This window comes from Actinoplanes sp. NPDC051851 (genome assembly GCF_040681165.1).
In the GTDB taxonomy this organism is placed as follows: domain Bacteria; phylum Actinomycetota; class Actinomycetes; order Mycobacteriales; family Micromonosporaceae; genus Actinoplanes.
This window is the reverse complement of sequence record NZ_JBFAYF010000102.1, coordinates 1-21,086: the sequence shown is the minus strand read 5'-3', so window position 1 is coordinate 21,086 and position 21,086 is coordinate 1. Positions and strand designations below refer to the sequence as shown.

Annotated in this window: 23 protein-coding genes and 1 riboswitch; of the genes, 15 read left to right on the top strand and 8 right to left on the bottom strand. The window is 71.1% G+C overall.

Annotated features, from left to right (window positions below; genetic code table 11):
* Positions 1-569: 569 nt before the first annotated feature.
* From efeB to efeU, 3 genes are all read right to left on the bottom strand, one after another.
* The gene (gene efeB, locus AB0M08_RS44920) at positions 570-1,832 is read right to left on the bottom strand and encodes an iron uptake transporter deferrochelatase/peroxidase subunit (RefSeq protein WP_364507705.1); all 1,263 of its coding nucleotides are present in this window, start codon (positions 1,830-1,832) and stop codon (positions 570-572) included.
* 155 nt (positions 1,833-1,987) lie between these two features.
* Positions 1,988-3,112 carry an iron uptake system protein EfeO gene (gene efeO / locus AB0M08_RS44915; protein ID WP_364507702.1) on the bottom strand — a complete coding sequence of 375 codons (1,125 nt, stop codon included), beginning with the start codon at positions 3,110-3,112 and terminating at the stop codon, positions 1,988-1,990.
* A gap of 7 nt (positions 3,113-3,119) precedes the next feature.
* Positions 3,120-3,947 (bottom strand): iron uptake transporter permease EfeU, encoded by an 828-nt coding sequence (gene efeU / locus AB0M08_RS44910; protein ID WP_364507700.1) that lies wholly within the window; start codon positions 3,945-3,947, stop codon positions 3,120-3,122.
* 199 nt (positions 3,948-4,146) lie between these two features.
* On the opposite strand from efeU, the gene AB0M08_RS44905 reads away from it, so the two are divergent.
* On the top strand, positions 4,147-4,800 hold the full coding sequence (locus tag AB0M08_RS44905) for a response regulator transcription factor (RefSeq protein ID WP_364507697.1): 654 nt from the start codon (positions 4,147-4,149) through the stop codon (positions 4,798-4,800).
* A complete protein-coding gene (locus AB0M08_RS44900) occupies positions 4,797-5,885 on the top strand; it encodes an ATP-binding protein (protein ID WP_364507695.1) in 1,089 nt (362 codons plus the stop codon). Before AB0M08_RS44905 ends, AB0M08_RS44900 begins: the two co-directional genes overlap by 4 nt.
* Positions 5,886-5,944: 59 nt before the next feature.
* On the opposite strand, the gene AB0M08_RS44895 is transcribed toward AB0M08_RS44900, so the two are convergent.
* Both AB0M08_RS44895 and AB0M08_RS44890 read right to left on the bottom strand, forming a co-directional pair.
* Positions 5,945-6,307, bottom strand: coding sequence for a DUF2203 domain-containing protein (locus AB0M08_RS44895; RefSeq protein ID WP_364507693.1), 363 nt, complete (start codon positions 6,305-6,307; stop codon positions 5,945-5,947).
* A gap of 13 nt (positions 6,308-6,320) precedes the next feature.
* Positions 6,321-6,968, bottom strand: coding sequence for a nucleotidyl transferase AbiEii/AbiGii toxin family protein (locus tag AB0M08_RS44890; protein ID WP_364507691.1), 648 nt, complete (start codon positions 6,966-6,968; stop codon positions 6,321-6,323).
* Between the two features lie 90 nt (positions 6,969-7,058).
* On the opposite strand from AB0M08_RS44890, the gene AB0M08_RS44885 reads away from it, so the two are divergent.
* The 10 genes from AB0M08_RS44885 to AB0M08_RS44840 all read left to right on the top strand — a co-directional run bounded on the left by AB0M08_RS44885 (position 7,059) and on the right by AB0M08_RS44840 (position 13,378).
* The gene (locus tag AB0M08_RS44885) at positions 7,059-8,912 is read left to right on the top strand and encodes an ATP-binding protein (RefSeq protein WP_364507689.1); all 1,854 of its coding nucleotides are present in this window, start codon (positions 7,059-7,061) and stop codon (positions 8,910-8,912) included.
* A gap of 137 nt (positions 8,913-9,049) precedes the next feature.
* Positions 9,050-9,817, top strand: coding sequence for a nucleotidyltransferase domain-containing protein (locus AB0M08_RS44880; protein WP_364507686.1), 768 nt, complete (start codon positions 9,050-9,052; stop codon positions 9,815-9,817).
* Entirely contained in the window at positions 9,814-10,119 is a 306-nt protein-coding gene (locus AB0M08_RS44875; RefSeq protein WP_364507683.1) for a TM2 domain-containing protein, read from the top strand. The genes AB0M08_RS44880 and AB0M08_RS44875 overlap by 4 nt, the downstream gene beginning before the upstream one ends.
* Before the next feature lie 9 nt (positions 10,120-10,128).
* Positions 10,129-10,473 carry a hypothetical protein gene (locus AB0M08_RS44870; protein WP_364507680.1) on the top strand — a complete coding sequence of 115 codons (345 nt, stop codon included), beginning with the start codon at positions 10,129-10,131 and terminating at the stop codon, positions 10,471-10,473.
* Positions 10,474-10,566: 93 nt separating this feature from the next.
* Complete coding sequence (locus AB0M08_RS44865) at positions 10,567-10,977, top strand: YbaB/EbfC family nucleoid-associated protein (RefSeq protein ID WP_364507677.1); 411 nt, start codon at positions 10,567-10,569, stop codon at positions 10,975-10,977.
* The gene (locus AB0M08_RS44860; RefSeq protein WP_364507674.1) at positions 10,977-11,291 is read left to right on the top strand and encodes a type VII secretion target; all 315 of its coding nucleotides are present in this window, start codon (positions 10,977-10,979) and stop codon (positions 11,289-11,291) included. The genes AB0M08_RS44865 and AB0M08_RS44860 overlap by 1 nt, the downstream gene beginning before the upstream one ends.
* A 15-nt stretch (positions 11,292-11,306) precedes the next feature.
* Positions 11,307-12,032 (top strand): hypothetical protein, encoded by a 726-nt coding sequence (locus AB0M08_RS44855; protein WP_364507672.1) that lies wholly within the window; start codon positions 11,307-11,309, stop codon positions 12,030-12,032.
* A 10-nt stretch (positions 12,033-12,042) separates the two neighbouring features.
* Positions 12,043-12,693 carry a hypothetical protein gene (locus AB0M08_RS44850; protein ID WP_364507670.1) on the top strand — a complete coding sequence of 217 codons (651 nt, stop codon included), beginning with the start codon at positions 12,043-12,045 and terminating at the stop codon, positions 12,691-12,693.
* 22 nt (positions 12,694-12,715) lie between these two features.
* Complete coding sequence (locus AB0M08_RS44845) at positions 12,716-12,973, top strand: hypothetical protein (protein ID WP_364507667.1); 258 nt, start codon at positions 12,716-12,718, stop codon at positions 12,971-12,973.
* A 147-nt stretch (positions 12,974-13,120) separates the two neighbouring features.
* Positions 13,121-13,378, top strand: coding sequence for a hypothetical protein (locus AB0M08_RS44840; RefSeq protein WP_364507665.1), 258 nt, complete (start codon positions 13,121-13,123; stop codon positions 13,376-13,378).
* A 12-nt stretch (positions 13,379-13,390) separates the two neighbouring features.
* Here AB0M08_RS44840 and AB0M08_RS44835 read toward each other — a convergent pair whose 3' ends face one another.
* Positions 13,391-14,038, bottom strand: coding sequence for a nucleotidyltransferase domain-containing protein (locus tag AB0M08_RS44835; protein ID WP_364507663.1), 648 nt, complete (start codon positions 14,036-14,038; stop codon positions 13,391-13,393).
* The gene (gene mgrA, locus AB0M08_RS44830) at positions 14,035-15,036 is read right to left on the bottom strand and encodes an L-glyceraldehyde 3-phosphate reductase (protein WP_364507660.1); all 1,002 of its coding nucleotides are present in this window, start codon (positions 15,034-15,036) and stop codon (positions 14,035-14,037) included. Before mgrA ends, AB0M08_RS44835 begins: the two co-directional genes overlap by 4 nt.
* A 54-nt stretch (positions 15,037-15,090) precedes the next feature.
* A riboswitch (glycine riboswitch) is annotated at positions 15,091-15,174 on the top strand.
* A 78-nt stretch (positions 15,175-15,252) separates the two neighbouring features.
* Here mgrA and gcvP point away from each other — a divergent pair.
* On the top strand, positions 15,253-18,063 hold the full coding sequence (gene gcvP, locus AB0M08_RS44825; RefSeq protein WP_364507657.1) for an aminomethyl-transferring glycine dehydrogenase: 2,811 nt from the start codon (positions 15,253-15,255) through the stop codon (positions 18,061-18,063).
* A 228-nt stretch (positions 18,064-18,291) separates the two neighbouring features.
* Here gcvP and AB0M08_RS44820 read toward each other — a convergent pair whose 3' ends face one another.
* Positions 18,292-18,492, bottom strand: a complete 201-nt coding sequence (locus tag AB0M08_RS44820) for a DUF5999 family protein (protein WP_364507654.1) — start codon at positions 18,490-18,492, stop codon at positions 18,292-18,294.
* A 301-nt stretch (positions 18,493-18,793) separates the two neighbouring features.
* Between AB0M08_RS44820 and AB0M08_RS44815 the strand changes: the two genes are divergently transcribed.
* On the top strand, positions 18,794-20,002 hold the full coding sequence (locus AB0M08_RS44815) for a chorismate-binding protein (protein ID WP_364507652.1): 1,209 nt from the start codon (positions 18,794-18,796) through the stop codon (positions 20,000-20,002).
* Positions 20,003-20,154: 152 nt separating this feature from the next.
* Complete coding sequence (locus AB0M08_RS44810; protein WP_364507649.1) at positions 20,155-20,841, top strand: sigma-70 family RNA polymerase sigma factor; 687 nt, start codon at positions 20,155-20,157, stop codon at positions 20,839-20,841.
* Positions 20,842-21,086: the final 245 nt, after the last annotated feature.

Genomic DNA, 21,086 nt, shown 5'->3' with positions numbered 1-21,086 from the left:
CCCTGACCGGGACCCGCGCACTCGAGCTCTTCGACGCCCAGTTGACCAGCCGCCACCTCGATCTCGCCGCCCGCTGGCTGCGCAGTTTCAACGAATCCCCGCTCTGCCCCGCCCCGCTCTGCCCCGCCCCGCTCTGCCCGCCGCGCTGCCATTGCGTGCCGCGTGCTGCGTCGATGCCGGGTGCCGTCGTCGCTGCCGCGCGCTGTCGGGTGCCGCGTGGTGCCCGCGTCGGTCGTGCTCTGTCCGTCGTCCGTCGTCCGTCGACTGAAACTCACGCTTCGCCGCTCTGCCCGGCGCGGGCCGGGCGACGCGGACACGCGAACGGCGCTGGTGGGGCGGTGGGTGCACGCGAACGGCGCTGGTGGGGCGGTGGGTGTGCACGATCAGCCGGGTTCAGGGGCGACGGACGCACACGATCCGTGATCGTGTGCGCGTGCAGCCGCCAGAGGGGCGCCGCAAGGACGCGGGCGGCGAACATGGATCCCCGGCGCCCCCGCAGAGCATGATCGCGAACCCGGACCGCCCCCGGCCCACCTGCACGCACCCATGTCAAGCTGGGAGGGTGGGCGTCAGGCGAAGAGGGAGCGGCCCCAGTAGTCGTCGGCGGCGAGCAGGCCGGGGGGACAGGCGAAGAGGGCGCTCGACGTGTGGCGGATGTACTCGTTGAGGGCGTCCTGGCGGGCGAGTGCGGTCTGGACCGGGACGAACTGCTTGCGGGGGTCGCGCTGGTACGCCATGAAGAAGAGGCCGGCGTTCAGGCGGCCCAGGCCGTCGGAGCCGTCGACGAAGTTGTAGCCGCGGCGCAGGAGGCGGGCGCCGCTGTTCAGGGTGGGGTGGGCGAGCCGCACGTGGGAGTCGACGGCGATCTTCGGGAGGTCGTCGTCGCCCTTGACCGTGAAGTCGGGCTCGTCGAACTCGGCGGTGCCGCTCAGCGGGGCGCCGACGCCCTTCGTGCGGCCGATGATGGTCTCCTGCTCGATCAGCGGGGAGCGGTCCCAGGTCTCGACCAGCATGCGGATCTTGCGGGTGACCAGGTAGGAGCCGCCGGTCATCCAGGACGGGCCGTCGCCGGACTGGACCCAGAGGTGCTCGTCGAGCAGGGCGGTCTCCTCGGCCTTCAGGTTGGCGGTGCCGTCCTTGAAGCCGAACAGGTTGCGCGGGGTGGCCTGCGAGGTCGAGGTCGAGGAGGTGCGGCCGAAGCCGAGCTGGGACCAGCGGACGCTGACCTTGCCGAAGCCGATCCGCGCCAGGTTGCGGATGGCGTGCACGGCGACCTGTGGATCGTGGGCGCACGCCTGGATGCCGATGTCGCCGTCGGAGATCGCGGCGTCGAGCGTGTCGCGCGGGAAGGTGGGCAGGTCGGCCAGGGCCGCGGGGCGCTTGGCGGCGAGGCCGAAGCGGTCCTTTCCGGCGGACGTACGGAAGAGGGTCGGACCGAAACCGATCGTCAGGGTGAGTCCGGAGGGCGGGAGTCCGAGCGCTTCGCCGGTGTCGTCCGGGGGAGCCTCGGGTTGGCCGCCGACCGCGCCGTAGACGCCCGCGTCCTTACCCTGGGTCATGCGGGCGGCCGCCGCGGTCCAGTCCTGGAGCATGTCGACCAGCTCGTCGCGGCTGTCGGTGATCACGTCGAAGGCGACGAAGTGCAGCCGGTCCTGGGCGGGCGTGACGATCCCGGCCTGTCGTTCTCCGTAGAAGGCGACCGCTCCGGCGGCGCTCTCCGGCGCGGTCCCGGCCGCCGTCTCGTCGCGGGTCATGGCCAGGGAGGCGGCCCCGGCGGCGGCGAGGCCCGCCGCTCCGGCGCCGGCGATGCCGAGGATCTTGCGCCGCTGCATGCGCTTGCGCCTTTCTTGCGTACGGTCCCCGCCGGCTCTATGCGCGCCGACAAGGGTATGAAAGGTAATATGAGGTTAATAATATGAAAAAAGGGACAGTGTTCCCGGGGTGAGCGGCGACCCCTCGGGGAGGAGGGGCCGCCGCGCGTGGGTGGCTACTTGCCGGCGACCAGGGCCGCGACCTGGCTGATCGGCTCGGCGAGGGCGTTGACCGCGTCGCTGAGCTCCTTCAGGTCGGCCTGGGAGAGCTCGTTGTAGAGCTTCCAGCCGTCGCCGTCGCGGTGCTTCTCCAGGGCCGTGTCGACCGCGGCGAACTTCGCGTCGATGGTCGTGACCAGGGTGGCGTCCTTCTCCTCCAGGGCCGGGCGGAGCGCCGCGATGGCGCCCTTCGAGCCCTCGACGTTGGCGTTGAAGTCCCACAGGTCGGTGTGCGAGTAGCGGTCCTCCTCGCCGGTGATCTTGCCGGTGGCGACCTCGTCGAGCAGGCCCTTGGCGCCGTTGGCGAGCTGGATCGGGGAGAGGGTGATGCTGTTCGCCTTGTCCACGATCGTCTGCACGTCGGTGAGGAGCTGGTCGGCGACCGCGCCGTCCTTGCTCACGTCCTTGGTGACCCAGAGGTCCTTCTCGATCTTGTGGAAGCCGGTCCACTCCTGGCCCTCTTCCAGGTCGCCCTCGCGGGCGTCGATCGCCGGGTCGAGATCGCCGAAGCTCTCCGCGACCGGTTCGATGCGCTCCCAGTACGTCCGGGCGATCGGGAAGAGCGACTTGGCCTGCTCGATGTCGTTGCCCTTGACGGCGGTGACGAACGCGGTGGTCTGCTCGATCAGCGCGCTGGTCTGGCTCTTCACGTACCGCTGGTAGTCCGCGGTGGCCTGGGCCAGCTTGGCGTCCTCGGTGAGCGCGGGTGCACTGCCGGAGACGGTGAACGCGTTGCGGATGCCCTTGCCGAGCATGCCCGGCTTGCAGGCGGTCTCGTACGTGCCGGCGGTGAGCTCGACGATCAGCTCACGGGAGAGGGCCGGCGCGATGTTCTCCACCTCGCCCATGATCCGGTCGCCCTCGGCGTACACGTAAAATTCGTTGATCTTGCTGCCCTTGTTGGTGATCTTGAAGGTCACCGTGCCGGCCGCGGCGGTGCTGGCGGCGACGTTGCACTCCGTGTCCGAGGCGGCGACCGCGATGGTGTCGTCGGTGGTCGCGCTTCCGGCCTTCTCGGAGCCGCAGGCGGTCAGCGCCAGGGCCGCCGCGGTGCCGAAGACGATCAGGCGTGGGGTGTGCATGGTTCTCCTATGCGGCTGGTGCGGGGGTGGGCGCCGGCTTGCGGGCCGGCCAGAGGAAGAGAACGAGCACGGGGATCCCGTACGCGAGCCAGGCGATCGTCTCGGCGACCGTCGGCGCGGGAGTGAAGTTGACCATGCCGCGGAGCAGTTCGGCGTACCAGGCGTCGGGCGGGAACGCGCTGCTCACGTCGAACGCGTACCGGTCCAGGCCGGGCAGCAGGTTGGACTCCTGGAGGTCGTGGACGCCGTACTTGAAGATGCCGGCGGCGACCAGCACGAGCAGCGCGCCGGTCCAGGTGAAGAAGCGGGTCAGGTTGATCCGCACCGCGCTGGCGTAGAGCAGCCAGCCGAGCACCACCGCGGTGAGCAGGCCGAGCGTGACCCCGATCAGCGGCTGGGCGCTGTCGGCGGCACCCTGCGCGGCGGCGTAGAAGAGGACCGAGGTCTCCAGGCCCTCCCGGACCACCGCGAGGAACGCCACGCCGGCGATCGCGAGCGGGCCGGTACCGATCGCCTCCTCCATCCTCCCGCGCAGCTCGCGGCCCATGTGGCGGGCCATCCGGCGCATCCAGAAGATCATCCAGGTGACGAAGACGACCGCGCAGATCGAGGCGATCGCCTCGAAGAGCTCCTGGTGCGCGGAGCTGAGCTCGGCGATGCCGAACTGGAGCAGGGCGGCGAAGCCGATCGAGAGCGCGGCGGCCAGTGCGACGCCGGCCCAGACGTGTTTGAGCAGCGGCCTGCGGTCGCTCTTGACCAGGAACGCCACGAGGATCGAGACCACCAGCGTGATCTCCAGGCCCTCGCGGAGGCCGATCAGGTAGATGGCGGTCATCGAGCTCCCAAAGGTTAGCCAAACCTAACTTCCGTGCTCCCGCATCATTCTTCTATTCAGCTGTAGATGTCAAACATCGCGCCATTCAGAAGGCGACATAAACGGAAAATTACCCCACCGGGTCGCCTATCGCGGGGAAGGGCCGGGATGATGGCGGGCGTTAACCGGGCGTTGACCGCTCGTGTGGGAGTAGTGGCGCATGCGGATTCTGCTGGCGGAGGACGAGCGGTTCCTCGCCGAGATGGTGGCCGAGGGCCTGCGGGGCCAGGCGATGGCGGTCGATGTGGCGTACGACGGTGCGGCCGCGCTGGAACGGCTCGCCGTCAACGACTACGACGTGCTGGTGCTCGACCGGGACCTGCCCGGGGTGCACGGCGACGACGTCTGCCGGGAGGTGGCGCAGCGCGGCGAGCGGGTCCGCGTGCTGATGCTCACCGCGTTCGGCGGCCTGTACGACCGGATCGACGGCCTCAACCTCGGCGCCGACGACTACCTGGCCAAGCCGTTCGCCTTCGAGGAGCTGGTGGCCCGGGTCCGCGCGCTCGCCCGGCGCGGCGCCGCACCCCTGCCGCCGGTGCTGGAACGTGCCGGGATCAGCCTGGACACCGCCCGCCGTCAGGTGCACCGGGACGGCCGCCCGATCCGGCTCTCCCGCAAGGAGTACGCCGTACTGGAGGTCCTGATGCAGGCCCGCGGCACCGTGGTCAGCACCGAGGACCTGCTGGAACGCGCCTGGGACGAGCACGCCGACCCGTTCACCACCGTGGTCAAGGTGACGATGAGCAAGCTCCGGGCCAAGCTCGGCGGCCCGCCGGTGATCGTCACCGTGCCGGGAAGCGGGTACCGGCTGTGAGCCTGCGCCTGCGGATGACCCTGCTCTACGGCGGGCTGTTCACGCTGCTCACCTCGGGGATCCTGGTCATCGTCGAGCAGTTGCAGATCCGCGTGCTCACCCAGCACCTGGGGGACGCGCCCGCGACCGGCGGCCCGGAACCGCCGCGGGTCACCGCCGAGCGGCTACAGCAGGAGATCCTCAAGGCGGAGGAGGACCTCACCCAGCAGCAGCGCCGCCTCACCGTGATCGCGGTGGTGGTGCTCGCCGTGCTGGCCTTCGCGGTCTGCTGGTGGCTCACCGGCCGCCTGTTGCACCCGCTGCAGCACATCACCGGCACCGCCCGGCGGCTCTCGCTGACCAACCTCGACGAACGGATCGCGCTGACCGGCCCGGCCGACGAGGTCAGGGAGCTGGCCGACACCTTCGACGCCATGCTGGATCGCCTGGAGAAGGCCGTGGTCAGCCAGCGTCGCTTCGTCGCTCACGCCTCCCACGAGTTGCGTACGCCGTTGGCGGTGCAGCGAACGGCGCTCGAGATAGGTCTCGCCGATCCCACCCGGGAGAGGCTGGAGGTGATCCGCCGGGAGCTGCTGCGCAACACCGAGCGCTCCGAGCGCCTGATCGACGGCCTGCTCACCCTCGCGCAGGGCGAGCGCGCTCTCGACGCCCGCGACCCGGTCGATCTGGCCGCCGTGGTCGACCAGGTCGTCGAGGACCACCTCACGGCCGGCGTCGAGCTCACCGTGACCACGGCGCCGCTCCTGGTCGCGGGCGAGGAGGTGCTGCTGGCCCGGCTCGCCGCGAACCTGGTGCAGAACGCCGTACGCCACAACGTCCCCGGCGGCGGCGCCACGGTGGACCTCGCCGCCGCCGGGGTGCTGACCGTCCGGAACACCGGCCCGCACGTCGATCCGGACGCGGTCGACGGGCTGTTCGCGCCGTTCGAGCGGCTCGGCGAGAAGGAGGGCGCGGGACTCGGGCTCTCCATCGTGGCCGCGATCGCCGAGCAGCACGACGCGACGGTGGAGGCGGCGGCGAACCCGGACGGCGGCCTGACCGTCCGGGTGACCTTCACGCCGTTGCCGGCGCCTCCGCCGGGGTGAGCCGGGCCGCCCGCCGGGGTGAGCCGGGCCGCCCGCCGGGCCGGGTGGACCCCGGCGTCCTACGGCAGCCGTCGGCGCCCGGCGAAGCCCAGGTCGGCGCGGTGGTACCACTCCAGGACGGTCTCGCCCTCCACCCAGCACAGCAGGATCGGCTCGCCGTCCAGGTCGGCCGGGAAGTCGAGCAGCAGCGGTGCGACGCCCTTCAACTCGGCGCCGGTCTCCTGGATGGTCGTCATCAGCTCGTCCAGGCGGGCCTCGGTCGCCTTGCGCTCGGGCATCCCGCCGAGGTCGGTGGGCCGCCCACCCGGGGTGAGCGCGGCGGAGAGCTCGACCATGTCGGCGCGGAGCCCGATCACCTCGTCGATGATCGGCCGCAGTCGTGCCAGCTCGGCACGCGCCTCGTCAAGAGTGAACAGCCCCATGCGCGCCAGTCTGTCACCCCACGTCGCGCGGCCAGTCGGTGAGGCGGCGCCGCAGGTCCGCGGCCGCCGCGGCGTCCAGGCCGTAGAGGGCGAACCGGGCGTCGTCGAGGCGGTCCAGGTAGCGGCCCGCGTCGGCGATGTCCTCCGGGTCGAGGGCCGGGTCCGCCGCGTGGGCCAGCTCCAGGACCCGGGCCAGCGGGTAGCGTTCCAGGGCGGCGGCCACGTCGATGTAGTCGCGGACCTCCCGCCGGTTGACCAGGGCCGCGACCTTGGTGGCGACCAGGTCGTCGAGGTGCATCACCGGGCCGACGTCCATCACCACCGGCGCGCGGTGCCGGTCCAGGCGGCAGAGCGTGAGGCGCAGCGCGCGGTTCTCCCCGGCGACCAGGAACTCCTGGATGTCGGCGGACATCCCCTCGAAGAGGTCGTCGCCCTCCTCACGGACCACCCGGTACCCGGCGTCGCGCAGCGCCGACACCACCTCGACCGCGGCGAGCTCGACCGCCCCGGCGGTGTCGGTGAAGAGGTCGACGTCCTCGGTGGGGCGGGCGACCAGGCCGTTGACCAGCCAGGCGACGCCACCACCGAGCACGAAGCGGTGCTTGTCGGCGACCGCGAGCGCGATCCGCGCCACGTCCCGGTAGAAGCCGTCGACGCTCACCGGCCGACCCTACGCGGCCGGGCCGCCGGATTCGCCGACGGGGACCGTGCCGCCTGCATAGGGTGAGGCCGACGCCTGGGGGGAGACGTTGTGCCGAGACCCGTTGCCAGCGCACTGCGGCGCCAGTTCGCCTGGCTGGTGCTCGCCCTGGTCGCGGCGGGTGTACTCCAGCTCGTCGCCGGACAGGCCACCGTCGCACGCTACGAACAGAAGATCACCCGGATCCGGACGGCCGAGCTGGCCAACCAGCGGGTGCTGCAGGCGCTGACCGACGCCGAGACCGGGGTCCGGGGATTTCAGCTCACCGGGGACCGGGACTTCCTGGAGCCGTACCGCAGCGGGGTCGCGGCCTTCCCCGCCGCACAGCAACAGGCGACCGCGGCGGCGACCCGCGGCTCCCGGGCGCTCCTCGCCGACCAGCAGACGGCGGCGCGGGCCTGGCTGGACGAGGTCGCCCAGCAGATCATCGCGGCCGGGCCCGGCCGGGCGGACACCCCCGCCGAGATCGCCGATGGCAAGACCATGTTCGATCGCGTCCGGCGCGCCAACGGTGCCGTCGCCGGGGCCCTGCGCGCCGACGAACGGCGGGCCACCGGCGAGTACCGGCGGACCGCGGCCTGGACGCTGGCCGTGATCGCGCTGCTCAGCGTCTTCGCGGTGGCGATGGCACTGTTCACCGCGGGCCGGACCAGCCGCCTGCTGCTGTCACCGCTGACCGGCCTCGGCGAGGTGCTGCGCCGGCTCACCGCCGGTGACCGGACCGCCCGGGCACCCGCCGCCGGCCCGGCCGAGGTCCGGGAGCTCGCCGCCGCCCTCAACGAGGGGCTCGACGCCGCCGACCTGGCCGAGACGGACCTGCGGGCCGCCCGCGACGACCTCGCGCGGCGCAACGAGTACTTCCAGCAGGTGCTCGACACCCTGGACATCGCGGTGATCAGTTGCGACGCCGACGGCGTCCTGACGTTCCGCAACAGGGTCTCCCGCCAGGACGGCACCGGCACCCCGCGGCACGTCGACGACCTGGCCGGGCTGCACGAGGGCGACCCCCGGCACCCGCTGGCCCGGGCGCTCGCCGGCGAGGTGATGGTGCACCGCGAGATGACCCTGTCCGGGGCCGGCGACGGTGAGGGCCGGGCGGTGATGGTCGACGCCGGGCCGCTCACCGCCGCCGACGGCACGGTGATCGGCGCGATCGCCACCGGCTACGACGTCACCGTGCTCCGCGAACGGGAGGCCGAGCTGACCGCGTTCGCCGGGGTGGTCGCGCACGACCTGAAGGCCCCGCTGGCCGCCGTGCACGGCTACGCGGATCTGCTCAACGAGGAGCTGGGAGCCGGCCGGCAACCCGACGTCGGCGAGCTGCGGGCGCTCTCGGCCCGGATCGTCGGCGGGATCGGCCGGATGGGTGAGCTGATCGACGACCTGCTGGCGTACGCCACCGCCCGGGACAAGCCGCTGCGCCCCGAACCGCTCGACCTCAACGCCCTGATCGGCCAGATCACGGCGGACCGCTCCACGGCGACCGCGCAACGACCGCAGATCGAGATCGACCCGCTGCCCGCCCTCAGCGCGGACGCCGTCATGATCCGCCAGCTCCTGGAGAACCTGGTCGGTAACGCGATCAAGTACACCCGCCCGGGAGAGCCGGCCCGGGTGCACGTCTGGGCCGATCCGGTCGGCGCCGACCTGTGCCTGCACATCGACGACCGGGGCATCGGGATCCCGGCCGACCAGCAGGCGGCCGTCTTCACCGCGTTCCACCGGGCGCACGCCGGTCAGCCGTACGCCGGAACCGGCCTGGGACTGGCCATCTGTGAGCGGGTGGTCAGCCGGCACCACGGCACCATCGTCGCGGAGACGAACCCGGCCGGCAGCGGCACCCGGATCACCGTCACCCTGCCCCGCCAGCAGCCGGACGAGCCGCCGCCGGCCCGTGGTGCCTGAGGGCCACCACGCGATATCCCTCTATTCCCACCGTGTCCGGCGACGAACGGGGGCGACCCGGTGCGTGGGCGCGGTGGGCGGGCCTGGCAGGCTTGGCGCGTTTGTTGTGGCGTACGCGAAAAGGAGCGAGCGACCGGATGACTGTCGATGTGCCGGAGTGGGCCGCGGAGACTGCGCAGACGATCGGCCGGCCCCTGATATTCGCGACCGTGAGTGGGGCACATCTTTACGGATTCGCGTCGGTGGATTCGGATCTGGATCTGCGGGCGGCACATCTGCTCGCCGCGGAGGAGGTCGTCGGGCTGCGGACCGGTCCGGAGACGCTGCAGATCGACGGGGTCCGGGACGGCGTCGAGCTGGACGTCGTCTCGCATGACCTGCTCAAATTCGCGCGGCTGCTGCACAGCAGGAACGGGTACGTGCTGGAGCAGCTGCTCTCGCCGCTGGTCGTGGTGACCACGCCGGTGCACGCGGAACTGGTCGCTCTGGCGCCGAGACTGATCACCCGGCACCACGCGCACCACTATCTCGGGTTCGCGACCACGCAGGCACGGCTCTTCGAGAGGACCGGGGAGCTGAAGCCGGCGCTCTATACGCTCCGGGTGCTGCTGACCGGGATTCATCTGATGCGGACCGGGCGGCTGGAGACCGACCTGGGAGTGCTGGGTGGCGGGCTCCGCTACGTACCGGAACTGATCGCGGCGAAGCGGGAAGCGGAGCACGGACCTTTCCCGGACGGGGTCTCCGCGCGTCTCTCGGCGGATGTGGAACGGCTGCGGGAGGAGCTGGAAACGGCGCGTGACGAATCGGCGCTGCCCGAGCACGCCGATCCGGCCGCCGTCGAGGAACTGCACGCGCTCGTGGTCCGCACCCGGCTCGATCCGCCGCTATCGTTGCGGCGGTGAGTTCGCTTCCCGAATGGGAACGGCTGCGGATCCAGCGCGCCGAGATGGAGTACGAGTCGGTCAAGAAGGACCGGCGGACGGCCTATGCGATCTGGTGTGTCGCCGGAATCTTCGGCGGCCACCGGTTCTATCTCGGCGATACCGGCCGGTCGATCGCAATGCTCTTCACCCTCGGCGGGGCGGGTGTGTGGGCGCTGATCGACGGATTGTTCGTGGGGCGGCGGGTGCGCACGGTGAATCGGCGGCGTCGCGCGGCCGTCATGGCCCGATACGGAATCGTCGAGAACGCGCCCGTCATTTAGTCTGAACGCATGACTGCCCCCGCAGCTCCCGTTCTCCACCTGGCCCGGCCGCATCGCCCGGTCGTCGTGGCCGGCACGCTCGCCGAGCTGTCCGGGCCGGTCGGTGGGCTGGTCGAGCTGCCGTTGCGATTGTGGTGGAATCCGCAGCGCGCATTCGATCTGGGTCAGCACACGATGCTGTTGTGGATGTACGAGAACGTGCTGCGCGAGGCTATCCGGGTCGACGAATTGCGCGCGTTCCTCGACGGCGCGACGCTGATCAGGGTCTGGGACGAGCTGAATCTGCCGCGCGGGGTGCGGGCCGCATGGGAGGCCCGGCACCCCCGCCTGCGCACCACGGCGCTGGCCGTCTGAGGAACCCTCCCGCGCTCGGCGATCTTGGTGTGGTGGGCCGCGGCTACACTGCCGTCTCTATATCCCTTGCCCGGCAACGGAGACGGAGGCGCGATGGGTAGTCCGCTGCTGGACGCGGAGGATGCGCGGGAACGCCTGGAGGCGTGGCAGGCCGATGCCGTGCGCCGGGCCGCCGACACACAGGCCGCCGGTGCCGGCCTGCAGGCGCTGCGGGTCACGGCCGCCGACGCCCACGGGCTCGTCGAGGTCACCGTCGACTCCACGGGGGCGATGGCCGGCGTCCGGCTCTCCGCGCGGGTGCAGCGGATGAGCCTGGAGCAGACGGAGCAGGCGATCATGGGCGCCTACCGCAACGCGCGGGTCACGCTCGCCGAGGCCGCCGCCGAGGTCGTGCGGGAGACGGTCGGTGCCGACTCGGCGACCGGCCGGGCCCTGCTGGCCGGATTCCGGACCGCCGACCCCGAAGGCGAAGCCGGCATCGAGGACGACGAGGGGCGGTACTGATGTCCGACGGGTTCGAGGTCGACATCGAGGCCCTGCGCGCGCACGCCACGGCCATGTGGGCCATTCACGACCGCTTCGCCGCCATCAAGGCCGCGAGCGGCACCATCGCCCAGGCCGACGACGCCTACGGGCAGCTCTGCCGGTTCTTCCCGCCGATCCTGGAGGAACGCCACCGGGACCAGGACGAGGGCGTGGGGATGCTCGCCGAGAACATCGATCTGCTCGCTCGGGGGATCAAGAGGACCGCCGACACCTACGAGCAGAACGAGGAGTCGACCACCGACGTCTTCACCTCCATCCGCTCCGCTACCTGAGCCGCCCGCCCCCTCATGAGCAACCCACTGGTCGCCACGACCGCCGACATCTCCTCGACCAGCGCCGCGTATCGCGACGACTGGACCGGCCTTCCGGCCGCCGACGACTACAAGGGCATCAAGGAGGCCATCGACTCCGGTAGCTGGATCGACGGCTCGGTCGCGGGCCTGGGCGCCGCTGTCGACGGGGCGTCCCTCGTCATCGACCCGTTCAGCACGCTCCTGTCGATGGGCATCGAGTGGGCCATCGAGCAGGTCGAGCCGCTGAAGCAGGCCCTCGACTGGCTCGCCGGTGCTCCCGAGATCATCGAGACACACGCCATGACCTGGGACAACATGGCCGATGAGCTGTTCTCCATCGCCGAGGACCTCAAGGCGCGGCTGATCGGCGACCTCGACGGATGGCAGGGCGTCGCCGCCGACGCCTACCGCACCATGCTCGCCGGCAACATCCACGTCGCCGGGATCTTCGCGGGCACGGCCGCCGGCATGGGTGCCGCGACCCGGGGCGCGGGAACCCTGGTGCAGATGGTGCGGGAGGTCGTGCGCGCCTTCATCGCCGACTGCATCGCCAAGGTCGTGGTGTGGCTGGCCGAGGAGGTCCTCACCCTCGGCGTCGCCACACCGCTGGTGGTCTCCCAGCTCGCGATCGCCGTCGTCCGCTGGACCGGCCGCATCTTCGGCTGGCTGATGGGCCTGATCACCAGCCTCTCCTCCCTCCGCGCCCTCCTCGACGTCTAGGCGGCCCTCGATGCGGCGACTCCTGGCGGCTCTGCGGACCACCGCTGTCCTGGTGGTTTTGTTCGCGGTGACGAGCCTCCACAACAAGCACCCCTCGGGCTCTACTCCATCGCACGGTGGTGGCGGCGAGGGCGGCGACGGCCCCAAGCGTCCCAAGTTCAGCCCCGGCATGATGCCCAAGCGCGTGGGACCAGCCCAGCAGCAGGGCCTCAAGGAGGCCAAGGAGTACCACCCGAAGGGCGCCGAGACCCCCGGCGCCTCCGGCACCTCCGAGCCGGAGGCGCCCAAGAACCCCTGGGACGACCCCGACTTCGCCGACGCCATGTACGACATGAACCGCTTCGGCCAGATGGGCGACGGGGCGATGGACAAGATCTGGGACGGCGACGGCAGGGGTAATGGCGGCCACAAGCCTTCGTCCACCGTACCCGACAAGACGCTCTTCCCGCCCGGCACCACCAAGGCGCAGGTAGAGGGCTGGTTCAAGAGCATCGCCATCAACCCCGACAGCCGCCCTTTGCCGCGTCCTCACGGCGACGGCTGGACCGTCACCGGCACCCGTGACGGCATCACCTGCCTCGTTACCCTGGACAAGGACGGCAGCATCGCCGGCGGCCACCCCGAGAGCGGCGAGGGCGTCACCGTCAACCCGCCAGCCTAACCACCGAACCCACGGGAGACCCATGGAAGTCATCGATTACCTCCGGCGCAGCCGCCGGATCACCGACCAGCTCGAACCCAGGATCAGCCCGAAGTACCGGCCGATCGTCCTGTCCGCCAGGGGCGCCGGGGCCTGGGACCTGGCGATCACGACGCTCGTCGGTGCCCTGTCGGAGGAGGACGTCGTGATCACCACGGCGGAGAAGGACGCGCTGCGGGAGCTCATGGAATACCTCCAGAAGCCTCTGACGTACCTGGAGCAGATCCGGACCTCGGACTGAGGTTCCCAAGCGTGGGCAGGGCTTAGAGGTTTCGTTCGCGGATGCTGTGCAGCAGCGTGTCGATCCGGGAGCGGTCGGGGTGCTCGGGCAGGGGCGAGGGCGTCACCACCAACCCACCGGCCTAGCCACCACACCTACGGGAGACCCATGGAAGTCAACGAATACTTCCGGCGCAGCCGCCGGATCATCGACCAGCTCGCGCCCAGGATCGGCCCGAATCACGGGCCGTTCGTCCTGCAGGCCGCTGGCGCCGGGGCCTGGGACCTGGCGATCACGGATCTTGTCGGTGCCCTGTCGGAGGAGGACGTCGTGATCACCACGGCGGAGAAGGACGCGCTGCGGGAGCTCATGGAATACCTCCAGAAGCCTCTGACGTACCTGGAGCAGATCCGGACCTCGGACTGACGGCCGAAGGGCCTAGAGGTTTCGTTCGCGGATGTCGTGCAGCAGGGCGTCGATCCGGGAGCGGTCGGGGTGTTCGGGCAGGTCCGTCGTGGAAGCGGCGGTGGCCAGGTCCGTGAGCAGTGCGGTCGCCCACGCGGTGACCTCGGGCCAGGGGATTTCGCCGTGTTTGATCGCCAGGAGGCGGTCGCGCAGTGGGGTGACGTCGACCAGGATCTCGCCGGTGCGCAGGACGTGGGCGCCCGCGTGCAGCAGGCGGATCATGTGCATGGCCTGCTTGTGGTTGGTCTCGCCGGTGCGCTCGCGGCGGGCGTTCACCCGGGCGAGCTGGTCGCGGGCGTAGTTGCCGTAGGTCTCGGCCACCCGGCGGGAGAGGAACGCCGCGCGCGCGTCGACCAGCGCCGAACCGTCCGCGGTGATCACCTCGACGATCGGCGACCAGAGCACCTCGAGGACGGTCGGGTTGGCCTGGGCGGCGAGCACGCAGAACCGCTCGACCTCCCAGGAGAACTGCTCCTCCAGGGGGCCGTCGACGTGCGTGGGCGGCTTGTCGAGGCTCCAGAACGCCCGGGTCGGCGCCGCGAAGACGCCCCGCCGATCGTGGTCGGAACCCGGGACCTGGAGTCCGTAGGCGCGGGAACCGACCACGACGGAGAGGATCACAGGTCGAGCACCGTGCCGTCGATGTCGTCCAGCTCGGCCTGCGAGAGCGGCAGGTTGTCCAGCGCGGCGATGTTGTCCTCCAGCTGCTCGACGCTGGACGCGCCGATGATCAGGCTGGTCATCCGCGGGTCGCGCAGCGCCCAGGCGAGCGCCATCTGGGCGAGCGACTGGCCGCGCCGCTGGGCGATGTCGTTGAGCGCGTGCAGACGGCCCAGGGTCTTCGCGTCCAGGGCGTCCTCGTTGAGGAAGACGCTGGTCCGGATCCGCGAGTCGTCCGGGATGCCCTGCAGGTAGCGGCCGGTGAGCAGGCCCTGCTGCAGCGGGCTGAACGCGATGCACCCGGCGCCGGCCTGCTCCAGGGTGTCGAGCAGGCCGTCGTGCTCGGTCCAGCGGTTCAGGATCGAGTACGACGGCTGGTGGATCAGCAGCGGCGTACCCAGGTCACGCAGGATCGCGGCGGCCGCGGCGGTCTGCTCCGACCTGTAGTTGGAGAGGCCGACGTAGAGCGCCTTGCCGGAGCGGACGATCGCGTCGAGCGCGCCCATCGTCTCCTCGAGCGGGGTGTCCGGGTCGGGGCGGTGGTGGTAGAAGATGTCCACGTAGTCGACGCCGAGCCGCTTCAGCGACTGGTCCAGCGACGAGATCAGGTACTTGCGGGAGCCGAAGTCGCCGTACGGGCCCGGCCACATGGTGTAGCCGGCCTTGCTGGAGATGACGATCTCGTCCCGGTGGTGCTTGAGGTCGGTCGCGAGGATCCGGCCGAAGTTCTCCTCGGCGCTGCCGGGCGGCGGGCCGTAGTTGTTGGCCAGGTCGAAGTGGGTGACGCCGAGGTCGAAGGCGCGGCGCACGATGGCGGCCTGCCGGTCGATCGGCCGGGTGTCCCCGAAGTTGTGCCACAGCCCGAGCGAGATGGCCGGCAGGTGCAGGCCACTGCGCCCGGCGCGGCGGTAGGTCATCTTCTCGTAGCGTTCATCCGCAGGGAAGTAAGTCACAGCCACAGCCTAGGCATGCCGATCATGGAGGGGTGCGCTGGTAGGTTTGTCGCTGCCGGCAATACCCGCGCGGGAGAGACCAGTTGGCGCCGAAGAGGCAAATCCTCCCCGGAAACTTTCAGGCAAAAGGACCGCGTGGGCAGGCGACTCTGAAATACCCCATCACGGGGTATGACAGAGGGGGAGGTTGCTTTGTCAGCCTTCTGGAGCCTGGAGTCGCCCATGACCTCGCCGTTCACCCATCGCCACATCGGCCCGCAGACCGACGAGCAGATCTCCATGCTCAAGACCGTCGGGTACGCGTCGCTGGACGAGCTGATGGACGCCGCGATCCCCGAGTCGATCCGTTTCCACGGGCGTCTCGACCTGCCCGAGGGCGCCTCGGAGGAGGAGACGATCGCCGAGCTGCGCGCGATCGCCGACCGGAACGTCCTGGCCACCCCGATGATCGGGCTCGGCTACTACGGCACGCACACGCCCGCGGTGATCAAGCGGAACGTGCTGGAGAGCCCGGCCTGGTACACCGCCTACACGCCGTACCAGCCGGAGATCAGCCAGGGCCGCCTCGAGGCGCTGCTCAACTTCCAGACCATGGTCACCGACCTGACCGGCCTGACCACCGCGAACGCGTCGATGCTGGACGAGGCGACCGCCGTCGCCGAGGCGATGACGCTCTCCAGGAGAGCTTCCACGTCGAAATCCTCGGTGTACGCCGTGGACGCCGACACCTTCCCGCAGACGCTCTCGGTCCTCCGGACGCGGGCCGAACCGCTCGGCATCGAGGTCGTCCTCGTCGACCTGGACCGTGGCGACGCCCTGCCGGACGAGTTCTTCGGCCTGCACCTGCAGTACCCGGGCGCCTCCGGCGCGGTCCGTGACCACGCCGCCCTGGTCGAGGCCGCGCACGCGAAGGGCGCCCTGGTCACGGTCGCCGCCGACCTGCTCGCGCTGACCCTGCTGCGCGCGCCGGGCGAGATCGGCGCGGACGTCGCGGCCGGGACCACCCAGCGCTTCGGGGTCCCGCTCGGCTTCGGCGGCCCGCACGCCGGGTACCTCGCGGTCCGGGCCGGTCTGGAGCGCTCGCTGCCCGGCCGCCTGGTCGGTGTCTCCAAGGACGCGGACGGGGCGCCGGCGTACCGTCTGGCCCTGCAGACCCGCGAGCAGCACATCCGCCGGGAGAAGGCGACCAGCAACATCTGCACCGCGCAGGTCCTGCTCGCGGTGATGGCGAGCATGTACGCGGTCTACCACGGCCCGGCCGGCCTGCGCGCGATCGCCAAGCGGGTGCACGGCCACGCGCTCACCCTGGCCGGCAGCCTGACCGCCGCCGGGATCGCGACCACGCACGGCGCGTTCTTCGACACGGTCACCGCGGTCGTACCGGGCCGGGCCGCCGCGATCGTCGACGCCGCCGCCGAGGCCGGTGTCGACCTGCTGCTGGTGGACGCCGACCGGGTGTCGATCTCCACCGACGAGACCACCACGGACGCGCACGTCGCGACGGTGCTCGCCGCGTTCGGCGCGGCCGTCACCGAGCCCGCCGTCTGCGGGGCGAAGCCGCTCGGCCGGACCAGTGGATACCTGACCCACCCGGTCTTCAACACCCACCACTCCGAGACCGGCATGCTGCGGTACCTTCGCCGCCTCTCGGACCGGGACTACGCGCTGGACCGGGGCATGATCCCGCTCGGCTCCTGCACGATGAAGCTGAACGCCACCACCGAGATGGAGGCGGTCACCTGGCCGGAGTTCGCGAACATCCACCCGTTCGCGCCGGCCTCGCAGACCCGGGGCTACGAGGACCTGGTCGCCCAGCTGGAGGGCTGGCTCGCCGAGATCACCGGGTACGACGCGGTCAGCGTCCAGCCGAACGCCGGATCCCAGGGTGAGCTGGCCGGTCTGCTGGCGATCCGCGGCTACCACCGGTCCCGCGGCGAGGCCCACCGCGACGTCTGCCTGATCCCGTCCTCCGCGCACGGCACCAACGCCGCCAGCGCGGTGATGGCCGGCATGCGGGTCGTCGTGGTCGCCTGCGACGCGGACGGCAACGTCGACCTCACCGACCTGGCCGCCAAGATCGAGAAGCACCGCGACGCGCTCTCCGCGATCATGGTCACCTACCCGTCGACGCACGGCGTCTACGAGACCTCGATCGCCGAGCTCTGCGGGCTGGTCCACGAGGCGGGCGGCCAGGTCTACGTCGACGGCGCGAACCTCAACGCGCTGGTCGGCTACGCCCGGCCGGGCAAGTTCGGTGCCGACGTGTCGCACCTCAACCTGCACAAGACGTTCTGCATCCCGCACGGCGGCGGTGGCCCCGGCGTCGGCCCGGTCGCGGTCCGCGCCCACCTCGCCGACTTCCTGCCGGGCGACCCCCGCGAGCCGGGCGACCACCACGCCGTCTCTGCCGCGGCGCACGGTTCGGCCGGCATCCTGCCTATTTCTTGGGCGTACGTACGGATGATGGGCCCCGACGGGCTGGCCGCCGCGACCGCGACGGCGGTGCTCGGGGCGAACTACGTGGCGGCGCGGCTGCGGGAGCACTACCCGGTGCTCTACGCGGGCGAGCACGGCCTGGTGGCGCACGAGTGCATCCTCGATCTGCGGCCGATCACCAAGGCCACCGGCGTCTCGGTGGACGACGTGGCGAAGCGGCTGATCGACTATGGCTTCCACGCGCCGACCATGTCGTTCCCGGTCGCCGGGACGCTGATGGTGGAGCCGACGGAGAGCGAGGACCTCGCGGAGCTGGACCGCTTCATCGCGGCGATGATCGCCATCAAGGGCGAGATCGATCAGGTGGCGGCGGGCGTCTGGCCGAAGGGCGACAACCCGCTGGCGAACGCCCCGCACACGGCGGCGTCGGTGTCGGCGGACGAGTGGCCGCACGCGTACCCGCGGTCGGTGGCCGGATTCCCGGCGGGCGTGGACCGGACGGCGAAGTACTGGCCGCCGGTACGCCGGATCGACGGCGCGTTCGGGGACCGTAACCTGGTCTGCTCGTGCCCCGCACCGGAGGCGTTCGAGGACTGACCGGTTCTCCCCGGCCTGTTGCTCGACCGAGCCGATCACTGGTCCAGCCGATCACTGGTCCGGCCGATCACTGGTCCGGCCGATCGCTCGGCGTGGCCCGAAGCGATTGCGCAGGTCGCGGTCTTTGGATCGCGGCCTGCGCCGTTTTCGTGGCTGGGGATGAGCTTGGGGGGCTCGCGAGTGTGAATCAGGCAACTCTTTTCGATGCCGATTCGTTACTGTCGGTGATTACGCGGCGAGGGCGTGACGCGCCGGGCCGCGATGAGGCTCGATGCACGTCCCGTCCGGTAGTAGCTCTCCGGTGTCCTCGAAGATGATGACGCCGTTGCAGAGCAGGCTCCAACCCTGCTCGCGGAAGGTCGCCACGATCAGGGCGGCCTCCCGGTCGATCGCGTGGGCCGGGGGGCATTGGTTCAAGTGCTGGCACATCTGGGTTTTCTCCGGTTGGGGGCTGTGTGAAGGTTCACAAAGTCGGTGACGAACGTTACCTCACATCGAACGACACCGGTGCACATCGGTGACGGCGTACGAGCGTGTCTCCACACATCGAATAGTCCACGCGCAAGGGCCCGGCGACCACTCTCCGCCACCTCCGTTCGGGGCCCCGCCGGCCGCTCCGACGGCCTGCCACGCCCGTCACCATGCGTTACGTACGTTTCGGTGGTACCGGGGTGATCCCGGTGACCCCGCCGAGCTTCTGGCGGGTTTCCTCGCCGACAACGGACTACCGGTGCGGAATCTTGGCCGAACGGATGACAAAAAACACCCGATCGGCGATGGCAGCATCTGCGGAGCGGCACTCTACGTGTCGGCTGATGCCGGATGCGTGATGGCAGGCGGTGTCCTCGGTGCCCCCAGCCCGGTGCCGGACATACCCGACGTCTACCTGGTCATCTACGCACACGGAGCGGGTCGCCCGCTGTCCGGAAGCGGCAGATTTGATGCGCAAACCGGACAGTCGTGGCCGCCGGGAGGCCGCGATCGTGCGGTCCTACCGGATTCATCGGCTCAGGTGTCGGCCCGGCGGGTGACGCCATCGGCGGCGCCCGGCGCTGTACCGGACGAGCCTGAATGGAAGCTGGGGGAATGGAAGGCGGGGGAATGGAAGCTGGGGGAGTGGCGGGCCTCGTGGACGCCCGGGGAGCACGCGCGGGCCGTGCGGCGGGTGCGGGACGCGATCGGGCGGGGCGACGTCTATCAGGCCAACGTCGTCGGGCACGCGTCGGCGCCGTACACGGGTGATCCGGCCGCGGCGCTGCTCCGGGTCGCGGGACTGCCCGGCGCCCGGTACGGCGGCGTCCTGAACGGTCTCGGTCGCTCCGGCGCCTGGGCCTTGGCGACCGCGTCGCCGGAGACGCTCGTCGAGGTGCGGGGCGGGCGGGTGGTGACCCGGCCGATCAAGGGCACCCGGCCGGCGACCGCGGCGGGACGTCGCGAACTGCTCGCCTCGGCCAAGGAGCGGGCCGAGCACGTGATGATCGTCGACCTGGAGCGCAACGACCTGGCGCGGCTGCCCGGAACCGGCCCCGTGCGTGTCGATGAGCTTTTCGCCGTACGGGAATGGTGTGGTCTTTGGCAGGCGGAATCCGAAGTGTCGGCTTCGCTGGACGGGGACGTCGGGCTGGCGGACCTGCTGCGGGCGGTCTGCCCCGGCGGATCGGTGACGGGTGCGCCGAAGCTGGCCGCGCTCGCCGAGATCGCCGCGCTGGAACCGGTCGGCCGCGGCGTCAGCATGGGCGCGCTCGGCTGGATCGGCCGTGACCATCTCGACCTAGGGCTCACTATCCGTACAGTGGCGACCGACGGCGAACGGGTGCACGCATGGGCCGGTGGCGGCATAACCGCAGACAGTGACCCCGAAGCCGAGGTGGCAGAGGCGGCGTCCAAGGCGGGACCGTTACGAAGCGCGTTGGCGGGGCCGATCACAGCGCGCTCATAGGCACTTCCGAGCCATCTCTACCTATTGCGTGCCAGTGTCACTGTCCGCCCCCACCGCAGGGGGCGGAGCGCGTACTTTGGCCCACGCGCGGAACGGAGACGGTCCACAGTGACACCCGATGTCGCCGTGGCGAGAGAAGGCGACACCCGGTCATGCTTAAGCTCCTCGACCCACCAGCGGGCACCCTCGACTCCTGTTTTGCGGCGCCCTCCACCCCTGACTCCCCTGCCGCGGCCGCCGTCCCGCCGGACTCCTCCGCGGTGCCGGACTCCTCCGCGGTGCCGGACTCCTCCGCGGCGCCGGACTCCTTCGCGGCCGCCGGGCTCGACTCCTACGTGGCGGCGCCCGAGCATCGTGACGACTTCGTGCGCTTCGCCGACGCCACCTCGCCCCGGTTGCACAGCAGCGCGTTCCAGCTCTGCCGCGACTGGCACCTGGCCCAGGACCTGACCCAGACCACGCTCACCAAGCTCTTCCTGAGCTGGGAGAGGGCGACCGACAGCGACAACCTCCCGGCGTACGCCCATAAGGTGCTCCTCCGGACATACCTGGACCACCGCCGTCGCCGCAGCTCCACGGAGTCCACGCCGGGCGAACTGCGCGAGCCGGCATACTCGATGAGCCCCGAACTCCGCATCACCATGTTCGAGGCCCTGGGCCGCCTGCCCGACCGCGACCGCGCGATAGTGGTCCTGCGCTACTTCGCCGACCACAGCGTCGAACAGGTCGCCGCCGAGCTGAACGTCCCGGTAACGGTGGTCAAGAGCCAAACCCGCCGCTCCCTGATCAAGCTCAAGCACATCCTCTCCCGCGACCGCCCCGCCCTCTTCGCCGCCTAACCCGCCCGCCTGCTCGGCCCGCCCGCCCGGCCCTGTCTGGCCCTGTCTGGCTGGCCCCGCCCGGCTGGCCCCGCCCGGCTGGCCCCGCCCGGCCCTGTCTGGCCCTGTCTGGCTGGCCCGCTCGTCCGGCTGGCCCCGGTCGGCCCGCTGGCTGCTGCTCTCGGCCCGCGCTGTTCTCGGCTGGCGGGGGGGGGGGGGGGCCGCCCGGCTCGCCGCGGCCCCCCCCCCCCCCCCCCCCCCCCCGC